This is a genomic window from Bacillus cereus group sp. BfR-BA-01408 (assembly GCF_022663305.1).
GTDB classification, from domain to species: domain Bacteria; phylum Bacillota; class Bacilli; order Bacillales; family Bacillaceae_G; genus Bacillus_A; species Bacillus_A pacificus.
In genome coordinates this window covers 1-12,490 of the sequence record NZ_JAKUFF010000020.1, presented here as the reverse complement: position 1 = coordinate 12,490, position 12,490 = coordinate 1, and the positions used below count along the sequence as shown (strand labels likewise).

Genomic DNA, 12,490 nt, shown 5'->3' with positions numbered 1-12,490 from the left:
ATTCATTTTTAAGTTTAAAATTTTAATAGTAATGTTCTTCCCGATATTCATTTTTCCATAATTTCTTCTATTTCAACAGGTCCACTACATACGCGTTTTTCTCATCTAGCGGTCTGTTACTGGTTTGAACTTAGCGTGTTATACATAATCAACGCTATAAAATCATATTTAGTAACAATGGACAAAAAAGATTTGGAGGCTATATTGATGGATGAAAACTATGATAAACAGAGGCAATCTTTACTAGGGAAAGACTTTAATGATAATGAAGAACGTAATGAACAAGCTATACTTCACTCTCAAACAGTTGGTTCACGTGGACCTGTTCTAGAGCAAGATAGTGTGCTTCACGAGGCGTTACAACAATTTATTCACGAAAAAATTTTAGAAAGACCTGTTCATGTAAAAGGATTTGGTGCATTTGGTTATTTTCAAACGATCTATCCAATGTCTGAACATACGAAACTAAGTTTTCTACAACATTCTAATGAGAAAGTTCCTGTTATGGTACGATTTTCACTAGCTGTTAGTACGAAAGGAACACCTGATACTTCTAGAAATGTACGCGGTTTTTCTACAAAATTTTATACAAAAGAAGGTATTTTCGATCTATTATGTAATCACATTCCTGTCTTTTCTGTACGCGATCCGATGCGTTTCCCTGAAACAATTCAAGCGTTGTCACCTTCACCTAAAAATAACTTAATAGACCCTAATAGATTTTGGAGCTTTGTCGCTAGAGCACCTGAATCCATACATTTCGTTGTCCGTTTGTACTCTGATAATGGTACAGCCAAAAGCCTTCGCCACATTCCAGGACATAGTGTAAATACATATGTTTGGAGAAATGCAGAAGGTAATCGAAAGTACGTAAAGTATCATTGGTACCCATTTGAAGGTGTACAATTCATTACTAGCGAGGAAGCAAATAAACTGGCTGCGGAAAACCCTGATTATAGCGGGAAAGATTTATATGATGCAATTGCAAACGGTAAACCAGTGGAATATGGTTTATATGTCCAGCTCATGGACCCGAAAGATGAAGCGCATCTTTCTTACGATCCTTTAGATGATACAAAAATATGGGATGAAAAAGCGTATCCTCTTATACCAGTCGGCAAAATGGTATTAAATAAAAACCCTGAAAATTTTATGGAACAAATAGAAAAAGTCGCTTTCTCCCCTTCTAATTTACTTGACGGTGCTGAATTATCAGATGATAAAATGTTGCAAGGGCGAGCTAACATTTATAGTGATTCCCAAAGAAAAAGAATTGGTCCTGAATTCCGCAAATTAACGATTAACCAACAGCAAAATTGGACACCTGCTAATCAAATAACGAGCGGTGACGGAAGGTACGTTGATGGTAAACTTGAGAGAACTTCTATATCGAAACAAGATGACTTTACGCAGGCTGGCGAATTTTATGCGACGTTAAAACCGATAGAAAAAGAACATCTTGCTGAAAACTTAGCTGGTGATTTGAAAGTTATATCCGATGATATTAGGAAGGTCGTTTTAGGGTATTTTCATAACGTGTCTGTTGATTTGGTGAAGAGGATTGAAACCGAAATAAAAAAATAATAAGACGTAAGCACGCATCGACTTTTATTCATAAAAAAGAGCCATTTATCTAACCGTTTTTAGTCAGCTAAATGGCTCTTTTTTATTTTTTTACCACATTATATCTTTTCAGAACTACACTTCCGAATTTATTAAATATCCGATCCATCAAGAAGCCCATCAATCCAAGAATAACAAGACCGACAAAAATCCAATCTGTTTTGAAATATAACCTTGCATTCCAAATCATATAGCCAATTCCTTCATTAGCTGCAACCATTTCAGCTCCAACAATAGCCATAAATGAGGATCCCATCGCAAGCTTTGCTCCAGTATACATATAAGGAAGTGCAGCAGGTATGATGACATGGAACATAATTTGCCATTCTGATGCTCCCATACTTCTCGCTGAACGAATTTTATCTTCTTCAACAGCTTGCACACCGGTAATTGTATTAATCGTCACGATAAAGAAAGTTGCATACGTAATGAGGAAAATTTTAGATTGCTCTCCAATACCAAACCAAAGCATAAATAATGTTATAAAGGCAAGAGGTGGAATAAAACGAATAAAATTGATAACTGGATCAAATAGCGCTCTTAACCATGGGATTCGGCCAATTAATAACCCTACCGGAATAGCTACAAAATTCCCTAAAATCCATCCAGCTATTACTCTTAAAAAACTAACTCCTATATATATAAATAAGGAACCATTTTGACTCAGTTCAATCGCTCCATACAAAACTGCTATCGGACTTGGCAAAAATTGCGGATCAGAAAAACTCGCCACAGCACTCCATATTGCAAGGATAAGTATCCAAGCGATAATTCCACTTTGTAATAGCTTCTTTTTTAAACCAGTCTTGAAATTATTTGTTTCATAAATAGTATCTTTTCTTGCACTCTCATCTTTCAATGCGCTCATATTGGGACCTCCTTTCAATCAAAGTGTGATTGGATCATTTGATAATAGTAATTAAATTCTTTATCTGTAAATGTTCTCTGATACGGTAGTGGAATATCGTAAATCTTTTCAATTTTTGAAGAAGGTCCTTTAGACATTACCCCTATTCTTTGCCCAAGTAATAAAGCTTCCTGAATATCATGAGTGACAAAAATAATCGTTTTGTTTGTTTCTTTCCAAATTCGAATTAACTCTATTTGCATCGTTCTTCGAGTCATTGCATCGAGCGCTCCAAATGGTTCATCCATTAATAAAAATTCCGAGTCGTTGGCTAAAACACGTGCTAATTGGACTCTTTGTTTCATACCTCCAGAAAGTTCTCTTGGGTATTTTCCTTCATGCCCATCTAGCCCAACTAGTTTTATATAATAAGAGGATATTTCGTTTCGAGTCTGCTTTATCATTTTTTTCATTTTCAAACCAAATTCAACATTTTCTTTAATTGTTAGCCACGGAAAAAGTGCTGCGTCTGCTTGTTGAAAAACGACACCGCGATTTCTGTCCGGCTTTTTTATTTCTTCATCATTTACCATAAGTTCTCCTGATGTTTTTTCAACAAATCCAGCAATCATACTGAGTAATGTAGATTTCCCGCATCCGCTCGGGCCAAGTAATATAAAAAATTCACCATTCCCAATTGTTAAATTTACATTTTCTAAAACAAATTGTTCATTATTAAATGATTTAGATAACCCAGAAATAGAAATGGCTACAGGAGATTTCAATACTTCTTTTTCACTTACTGTACTCACCATACTTCACTCCTATTCTATTTATAAGTAACAGATTCAGGGAAAGCTTTCTTTAGTGATTCAAGATCAATCTTATCTTTCAATTCATATTTATCTTTCAGCTTCCCTTTTTCTTCTAACCATTTTTTCATATCTTCTAGATGCTTAGCATCTTCTTTAGTAAATCCAAGAACATAGTTCTGTCTTTCAATATCTTTTAATGCGTCTTTCTCTGGTAGTTTCAATTGTTCAAAAGCAAGTTTTGCTGTTTCTTTTTTATTGTTTTCTACGTATTTTATGCCTTCAGAAAGAGCCTTAAGTGCATTTTCAACTGCTTTTGGATTCTTCTCGACAAATGATCTTTTTGCTAGTAAATAGCTGTCAATTGTAACGCCCGCACTTTCTAAATCACCTAATTTTGTTACACCTTTTATATTTTTAAATTTATCCTTTAACGCACCAGAACTCCAAACAGCATCTATATCACCATTTTTCATCCCTACAATAGCTTCGTCTGGTGTACTATATGGAACGAAGGTAATATCCTTTTCATTAATATGTTTCGCTACCAAATATTTCGCCCAAACATACTCCGTTACAGTCCCTTTAGGTACGCCTAACTTTTTACCTTTTAAATCATTTTCTGTTTTAATCCCCTCTCTAACTAGAAGCTCATTGTCTTTTGATGATTTTTCATTTCCTCGCGTAAGTGTTGAAATTACGACCATATCCCCTTTTCCTAACGAATTTAAAAGCGCATAATCAGCAGCAAGACCTGTATCAGCTTGTTCGGTTAATACCGCATTTACTGTATCAATTCCATAAGCAAAATTTGATAGTTGAGCTTTAATACTATTTTTCTCAAAATAACCTTGTTTCTCGGCAGCTCTAAACTGAAAAGAACCACCCGCCGCTGTATCTATAGCCATTTTCACCGTGGCCGTTTCTTTCCCATTACTTTTCGTCGTTCCCGCACTTTCTTTTGAAAAGCTTGAGCACCCTGCGACAGCTAAACTGGTAATCATTGATAAGCTTAAAAATAAAGGCTTTAATTTCACCATTTATCACTCCTCCATAACAATTTGTTCAAACTTGAAGCGGGATTTTATTTCACCACAATATTACGTTAAATTATTACAAATAAAGAAATGGCAACATTTTGTCATATAACGAACCTATCAAGTTCATTTTAATAAGTGTGGGGAAATTACTCTCCCCACACTTTAATTTACTAGCGTTAATCTCGTTTTTTATTTATTTCTTCCAATGTCGCTACACAAAAATCTCCGGTGCCGTAAGATATTGTCCCTTCGACTGTCACAACGGATTCCGTACCAGCTTCTGCAGCATTTGGTACTCTAAATGCTGCTATATCAAGGGGAATAATTTCTTTCTCCTCTGGTTTTTCTAGTTGAGGTACCCACTCATACGGTACACGATACGCACGGTAAACCATATTTGAGTTTCTGTTATTTTTATATGGTGAAATATATTCCCATACAAGCTCATGCTCACGAGTAACTTCAAAAATCCGACCATCTGCTCCTTCAGTAATCAATGTGTTTCCGTTTGGCAGCCTTTGAGCAGAACTAATATATGGACTGTAAAATCGATATGAATCTAAAGGAGCTTGATACCCAGCTTCAGTTGGCGTATATTGCCATTCAATTTCTAAAGTTACTGGATTAATTTCTAAAATCCTCGAGTGATCACGAACAGCATTTTTGGAACCGTATGGAGATGCAGGATTTGGAAGACCGTATCCTGCCCAACCACCATTATCAAATACGAGTAAATTCCCTTCTCCAGGCAATCCTTTCGGAATGATATGTGCATGATGTTGTCCAATGATCCATCCTAAATGCTTAACATCTGGGCTAGAATAATCAGGACCGAGTTTCCAAACTATATTTCCTGTCTTTTTATCAATAATGGCAATTATATTTGACTCTCTAGCATCCCAAATAATATTTTCAGGATGAAAACGTTCATCTCCTTGATTATAAAACTTATTCGGACCAATTGTAGACATAGAATTGATATGCATCCAATCTCCATCCGAATTACCACCAAAGGATCTAATATTAGGATTACGGAATAGTACATTTTTAGCACTTTCATCAAATCCAAGTTCTTCAAAATGATCACTGACAGCCCATTCCCAAATAATATTCCCTTTCCAATCTACTTCAATAATTACATCATCTAATAACGGCTTATCGGAGATATTCGGATTATGTACATTTTTATGCGCTAAAATTAGCGTATTTCCACTTTCTGTTTTCGGCTCTAATCCTGGCGCATAGTACCCGACAGGATTTCCTTCACGTTGGTAATCATGATGAGCTCTAGCCATCCACTGCGAGGCATGTCCTGGGTCTTCAATATGTTCCAGACGGTTAAATTTCCAGACGATGTTTCCTTCCCAGTCAACTTGAACTAAATCGACTTCATCCTGAAAACCAAACTCAGGATCTCTTTGTGCTGTATGACCAAAAACATATCCGCCTGGTAACACCTTGTTTGGAAATCCCCGTAACCCTTTCCATAAGTGTACTTCTTTCCCATTCATATCAATTAATAAAGCACCATGATCTGCAGCTTGATAAATTGTATAACCACTCCAAGCTTTCCCGGGATTATATACTGTTGCCCCTGTTGGATAAATTGTTGGATGTCCCATTCTTTCCACTCCTATTCATATTATCGATGTTTTTTTGAATTTTCAGTCCTAAATAACTAGACTAATAGCATTCTTCGTTACTCCTCCCTATTCTCATTACTTAGTTTCATAATCGTATGAGAAAGTTGTTCTAAATTATGGGCTAAGCGTTTAAAAACTTCGGCCTGCACGTGTAATTCTTCTGTTGAAAATCCATCGAATAAAACAGACATAAAACTTGTTCTTATATTATGATTTCGCTTTATAAATTTCAGGCCATCTTCAGTAATATCAAGTAAAGTGATTCGTCTATCTTCCTGATGACGTTTCCGAATAGCCAGGCCTCTTTCTTCTAACTTATCGCATAATGCCGTAATCGCTCCTGATGTCAAATCCAGTTCTTCTGCCAAATCAGTTAGACGTTGCTCACCATCTTGAATAATTTTGTTTAATATTAAGAAGCCCGGCAACATAATACCTTCAATCTTAATTTTGTCGCGTTCCTTCACAAATTTACGGACCATTTTACGAAACAACCAATCTGTTTCTTCAATTAATGTTGGCATCGTTTTGTTCATATCTCCTCCGCTCCTTGCTCTATGAATAATACAAAAAGGCACGAACACATTTCAAAATTTCGAAATGTATACGTGCCTTTGGTTATCCAATCAGCTATTCAAATTGTTTTAGCATTAAAATAATGAGTGGTAAAATAAGTAATACCCACATATTAATCCACTAATACCTATCTGTCAAGTAGGTTTTAAAAGTATTTCGTTCTAATTTATCTATTTATTGCTGTTGAACATTATTTATATGTAACTCCATTCATAACAATACACTTAAAATATAAAACTCCCCCACTTTACATAACTACTAGAGCGAGGGAGTTCTTTCTAAAACTGCTTTATCAATCACAAAATAACAATTTTCAGAACTAAAATCTTTTTTATTGTTCACTACTTCTCCTTTTGAACATAAACATTTCCGCAGTTGTTTTACTTAAATCTTCGGAAAAATAACGACTATTTCAAAAAGTAAAAAACGTGTCATCTTAATAAGTAAGACAGCACGTTTTTTACTTTTCATTTTAAATTATAATTAGTTTATACTATTTCGGAGCTGATTGATAAAGTCATAGGCTGCATTTGAAAACACTTGATTCTTTTTCCATATAATATTTAAGTTTGCTTCTAATTTAGGTTGTAATGGTTTAAAACAAAGTTTACTGCTTATATATTTATTTTATCACTCTTGTTAAAAATTTTATTTATTCTTGTGAGAAGAGAATGTGCCTATATATTTTTCTATACAGCAATAAAAAGACTTATAGAATGATTCTATAAGTCTTTTACTATAAAGAATTAACCTACCCATCGATTAACAAATCCAAAAACCAAAAGATTCGCGATGAATAAATTTCTAATAAATCACTATTCTCTCTAATCATCAAAAAGTTCACAATAGTTGAGCAGTTCCTCTTACTGCCTCGTAGCCAAAATATATTCCAAACAGAATTAAAACAATGCCTGCTACTATAGAAATCCATTTCATTACTGTATGATTAATAAATCTTCTACCAAAATGAATAGATGTAGCCATAAATATATCCCAAAGCATAATCCCAGCAAAAATGGCTGCACTATACCATAAAGCTTGTTCTTTTCCAATAGTATTCATAGCACTAGTTAAAACTGATCCATATATCCCTATCCAAAAAATAATATTTAATGGATTAGAAATTGCGATAGCAAACCCCGATAGAAAAGATTTTAAAGGATGTTCTTTTTCACCTGATGAAATATATTGAACTTGTTTAGTAGCTTCTTTCATACTTTCATAGCCTAAATAAATCATCGTTACAAAACCAAAAATCCAAATACAAAGTTGAGCAACGGGAGTTGTTAAATAAGTCGAAATACCAAAGTAAATTAAAAACATCATTACAACATCTGCTGACATCGCCCCGACTCCTACTAACCATGCACTCAAAAAACCATTTTTTATTCCTTTATTTATTTGAGCAACATTAATCGGACCGACTGGTGCAGACAATGAAATCCCTAATAATATATAACTGAATATCATGCTAATCATTTATCTTTACCCCCGTAATAGGACATTTAAACCTTTCTCTAATTTTTCTATCTGTTTCATAATCTAATATTGGCTCATATGTATATTGTTTATACGATATAGCTGCTTCTTCTAACAGTTCTACTACTTGTTTATACATATTTATCCTCCCCTTTGATTTCATTACACAATTTGAAAAGATAGCCTTTTCTATTGCTGTTCCCGCTCCCTATTCTTTTTCACAATATATTCAATTATAGTTTACGACACAATTAAATTTGAAATAAAATACATATTTGTAACATAAATGAAATTAAAATATAAAACCTATATTAATCATTATTTTCATAATAGTCAATCATTTTGATGCAAATCATAATTATCTATGTTTGTATACTTAATTCTATTTGTTATTAATTCATACGATAAAAGTACCTTATTATGTAAATTACGGAAATGCATTTAAATATTTTTCAACAAAAATCAGAATTTACTTATTATTAACTCCGAAATCTAGAACTACTTACCTTTGTATGTTTCAATATTTTAAAAATGTAAAAGTCACTATAAATAAGAAATATCAAATAAATATAATAGATTTATAGTAAAATGAAAAAATTCAAATACATCATTACTTTTCTTGTAACAGCACATAAAAACCCCGAATCATGGGAAGTAAATTGCTCATGATTCGGGATTTTTTAAGAGTATATTTTAATAACAATTAAATCACATACAAATCCTTATATACCTCTATAGTAGAACTCTTTTCATCTATTATTTATTAAATTCAACTTGCATCATTTTATTAAACTGTGTAAGAATATCAACCGGACCTAAAGAGTTAACATTGACAGCAAATGTATGCTTGCCTCCAATTACTCCACCAGCAAAAGTCATAAATCCAGGAATTGATCCTCCGTGCCCCCATACTGAGACACCATTTGGAAGTTTAGTCTCATAGATTCCAAGACCATATCCATCACCAACCCCTTTTCCTTCTACAGGAACTGTAGTAAGCATTTCTTTTAGCTCGCGTTCCTTCAGTAACTTACCACCGAGTAAAGATGAAAAGAACTTGTTTAAATCATCAGCATTAGAAATCATATCTCCAGCTGCATTAGCTAAACTTGGATTATAATACGTAATGTCTTTCAACTCGCCTGTTTCTTCCATTTTCACATATCCACGAGCATGATTCTTTCCTGGGATGACGGGTGAATTTCCTGGTAAAAACGTATTTGACAAATCCAAAGGTTCAATAATTCGATTTTCAATTTCTTCCCCATAACTATTACCAGTTATTTTTTCAATTAGCATTCCCAATATTACATATCCTGTGTTTGAATACAACCAATCTTTGCCCGGCGAGAAATCTGGAGGCAGAGAAAGGCCTATTTTCACTATTTCTTCTGCTGTATACGTTTTTTTCGAATTCATTACGTCAGCGTCTTTTGATTTTAAATATTCAGCGATACCACTCGTATGGTTCAATAGTTGACGTATCGTAATTTGATTACCATCATACCCATTCCCTTGAATAAGACCTGGTAGCCACTTCTCAATTGGATCGTCAAGTTGTACGCGATTTTCTCCTACTAATTGAAGGACAGTCGTGGCGGTAAAAGTTTTTGTCACACTACCAATCCGAAAGCGATAATCCGATTTCACCGGTTTCTTTGTACTTAAATCCGCCACGCCAGCAGTATAACTATTAATTTTCCCTTTATTAGACGTCTTAGCTAATACCCCTGGCGCCCCAATTTGTATAGTTTCCTGCATTACTTGTTTCCAGCCATTCCGATTCTTTTGATCATGTACTTTTGACGAATTCGAAATACTTTGAGTAGACTCTGCCTTCACAGTAAAACCAGGTGTAAATAGAGTAGTACCCGCTAATAAAACTGTCAAACTCGCTAACTTCATTGAATTACGTTTTTTCATAAAATTCTCTCCCCTATTCCTATCGTATTGATTCAAGCTATACTTTTATCCTATATGATAAAACTCTCTTTTTTCTTATCCATTCCTTACGAAATACTTACTCTTAAAATTTAACAACAAGAAAAAAGTAATGTATGAAAATAAAAGAGAACGTGTTTTCAATTTATGAAAACACGTTCTCTTTTATATTTAAAACCCTATATCATTTTTTTAGTTTATTCACTTTTACCATCCTGCACTAGCGTTCATGCCATTTCCGATAATAGAAAGTAATAGTGGCCATAATACTGGTGCTAACGTAAGAAATAAATTTAGCAGTATAAGTATTCTATATCTCCTAGGAATATGGTGATTTTTACGATTAACAAATACTAAAATCACTAATAATATTATCGTCATTACAAATAAAAGTAATACTAACAACCAATACCAAACCATTAGACTGAGACTCCATGGCTGTAATAGCTCGTGTACAATACCAAAGGTAATTCCCAATACTGCAAAACTAAAGGTAGTAACTGTGGTTTTAATAAACAATTTACTTAATTTTTTATCGTATGTATACTTACAATATAAATCGATTAACGTGTATAAAGATAAAAATGCCATTAATACACCTACCCAAGACAATAACCAGTCTCCGCCTCCTCTAACTAATATAAACAGAAACCAACACATCCCTGCTGCAGAAAAAATAAAGGAAAGGAGTATGTTTTTCAATACCGGTTTCATTCTATTTTCACACCCTTACAAAAATTTAAACATAAATAATAATTTTTTATTTACATGCTACTCGTAATTATTTCATCTATTTTTCATTCTATATTGATGAAGTGAAGATAGCCTCACAAAAAATGTAACGAGCAATACTCTACTAAGGTAACCTTTTTCCATTGGTAGCGATATAAAAAAGTAAGTATACATTACCACGTAATTAAATATAAGTAAATAAAATTAATTTACAGTTAATTTTATTTACTTATATTAACTTCAAACCTTCCCGTCTCGCTCTATCCATTGCACAGTCTTTTCCACATCTAACTCTGTATACGTCTTTTCTCCATAACGGACAGACTCATATATCGGAATAATATCTCGCGTTCTACAAATTCTCGTTAACCATTGTTGCATCGTTTCATAGGACCTTCTCTGTTCATGAAATGGTAATGTTCTTTCCCATTCAACTAACGTTTTTCTTATCGTATTTGTCGGTAACGGCCGTTCTAACTGATGCTTCACTTTCTCGTTCTTTTCGATTCTATCCGTATTTTCTTTTGTTATCGATTGTTTATCCTGTTGTATTTCTGATTTCGTTACCTTTTTCCTAACGGATTTATAAAGAAAATATATAATTATCCCTGCAATAACTACATAAAAAATGACACTAATCCATGCATTTGAAAGAACAGAAAACACGTCGTTCCATGAATTCCCCTGTTTGAAAAGCGGGATTTTCCTATCTATTTTCGTTCTGGTGTCTACAACTCTTGTTTCTTCCTCTATAATTCTTTCAGGCTCATCAAACTGTTCGTTTATACTAGTAAAATCATAATTTCTTTCCGATATTATCTTAGTCTTACTGGAAAAACGTTCTTTCACTATGTCTTGTACATGCACAACACCTTGTGATAACGTTATCGCACTAACCGTAAAGAAAAGTATCATGAAAACTCTAATACTCCAAATCTTTACCTTTATATGTCGTTCTTTATTAGCCATGACATAAACCCCTTCTTATTCTTTAATTACGACCCATTTATTCGTTCTGGTGTATTTCCTTGGGGAAGTACCAAAAATTAAAGGAACCGCATCCAGTTCCTTTCGCCGGAATCCAGCTGTGTAAAAATAAGAAGAAGATACAGGTGTATCCTGATCTGATATGGAGGCAAGCACCTTTAATACATTTTGCAAGTGTTTCCGATTATCCCCGTTTTTTATATGTAGTAATCCATTATCTTTTACGCTATTAATCCATACTTCAAATGAACAGTTTTGCATAAGCAGTTGTTTACATACGCCTGCCGTTAATTCAATTAGTTCCTCTGTATCATTTCTCAAAGAAATACCACTTTTGTTTTGCAAGTTTAGATAAATCGCATATTTATCTGATTGTGTTCGCTCGTATTTTTTTGCAGTTATCGCCCCTGTTTTCGCTGTCGCACTCCAGTGGATAGAACGAAAATCTTCATTTTCATACGACTTCACTCCCATTACCTTCGTTTCATCAGATAAGGGTGATGACATCGCTTTTCGAAATCCTCGTGACCATTCTTGTAATTCAGGAACTTGCATTTTCGGAACAGCTGGTAAAACTAAATAGGTCGGCGTTTCAACTCGTTTATATGTTATATGGTTCGTCATAAATCCAAAGGGATCTGTAATGACAATTTCAACTGCTTCCCATCTCGCAATTCCCCTTTTTACAGCTACAGCTTGTAAATCAAATAAAACTGACTCTCTTCCTTTTAAATTAAAATTCATATAATAATTTGAACCTGTACTATGATTTTTGTTTATTTCATCATGATTCCAAGTTAGCTTATTTTC

12 protein-coding genes and 1 pseudogene are annotated in these 12,490 nt (G+C 33.8%); 1 reads left to right on the top strand and 12 read right to left on the bottom strand.

All coding sequences use genetic code 11. The annotated features are described in order from the left end of the window. Positions 1-207: 207 nt before the first annotated feature. Entirely contained in the window at positions 208-1,584 is a 1,377-nt protein-coding gene (locus MR083_RS11325; RefSeq protein WP_242269293.1) for a catalase, read from the top strand. A gap of 82 nt (positions 1,585-1,666) precedes the next feature. Here MR083_RS11325 and MR083_RS11320 read toward each other — a convergent pair whose 3' ends face one another. The 12 genes and pseudogenes from MR083_RS11320 to MR083_RS11265 all read right to left on the bottom strand — a co-directional run. Continuing rightward, entirely contained in the window at positions 1,667-2,491 is an 825-nt protein-coding gene (locus MR083_RS11320; protein WP_001275005.1) for an ABC transporter permease, read from the bottom strand. A gap of 14 nt (positions 2,492-2,505) precedes the next feature. After that, on the bottom strand, positions 2,506-3,285 hold the full coding sequence (locus tag MR083_RS11315; RefSeq protein ID WP_000255351.1) for an ABC transporter ATP-binding protein: 780 nt from the start codon (positions 3,283-3,285) through the stop codon (positions 2,506-2,508). Positions 3,286-3,299: 14 nt separating this feature from the next. After that, a complete protein-coding gene (locus MR083_RS11310) occupies positions 3,300-4,322 on the bottom strand; it encodes an ABC transporter substrate-binding protein (RefSeq protein ID WP_000239836.1) in 1,023 nt (340 codons plus the stop codon). 176 nt (positions 4,323-4,498) lie between these two features. Then, positions 4,499-5,944 (bottom strand): aryl-sulfate sulfotransferase, encoded by a 1,446-nt coding sequence (locus MR083_RS11305; protein ID WP_242269291.1) that lies wholly within the window; start codon positions 5,942-5,944, stop codon positions 4,499-4,501. A 77-nt stretch (positions 5,945-6,021) separates the two neighbouring features. After that, entirely contained in the window at positions 6,022-6,501 is a 480-nt protein-coding gene (locus tag MR083_RS11300; RefSeq protein ID WP_001044425.1) for a MarR family winged helix-turn-helix transcriptional regulator, read from the bottom strand. Positions 6,502-7,024: 523 nt separating this feature from the next. Then, positions 7,025-7,153, bottom strand: a pseudogene (locus MR083_RS11295) (LysR family transcriptional regulator); the annotation flags it as partial. A 228-nt stretch (positions 7,154-7,381) separates the two neighbouring features. Continuing rightward, the gene (locus MR083_RS11290; RefSeq protein WP_000624899.1) at positions 7,382-8,020 is read right to left on the bottom strand and encodes a LysE family translocator; all 639 of its coding nucleotides are present in this window, start codon (positions 8,018-8,020) and stop codon (positions 7,382-7,384) included. Next, the gene (locus MR083_RS11285; protein WP_000278062.1) at positions 8,013-8,159 is read right to left on the bottom strand and encodes a hypothetical protein; all 147 of its coding nucleotides are present in this window, start codon (positions 8,157-8,159) and stop codon (positions 8,013-8,015) included. The genes MR083_RS11290 and MR083_RS11285 overlap by 8 nt, the downstream gene beginning before the upstream one ends. Before the next feature lie 617 nt (positions 8,160-8,776). Then, the gene (locus tag MR083_RS11280) at positions 8,777-9,943 is read right to left on the bottom strand and encodes a serine hydrolase domain-containing protein (protein WP_000747158.1); all 1,167 of its coding nucleotides are present in this window, start codon (positions 9,941-9,943) and stop codon (positions 8,777-8,779) included. 225 nt (positions 9,944-10,168) lie between these two features. After that, a complete protein-coding gene (locus tag MR083_RS11275) occupies positions 10,169-10,675 on the bottom strand; it encodes a DUF3902 family protein (RefSeq protein ID WP_046647462.1) in 507 nt (168 codons plus the stop codon). Between the two features lie 258 nt (positions 10,676-10,933). Beyond that, a complete protein-coding gene (locus tag MR083_RS11270; RefSeq protein WP_001284438.1) occupies positions 10,934-11,662 on the bottom strand; it encodes a hypothetical protein in 729 nt (242 codons plus the stop codon). Between the two features lie 15 nt (positions 11,663-11,677). Then, a partial coding sequence (locus tag MR083_RS11265; protein ID WP_242269289.1) for a DUF58 domain-containing protein occupies positions 11,678-12,490 on the bottom strand: 813 nt, incomplete at its 5' end.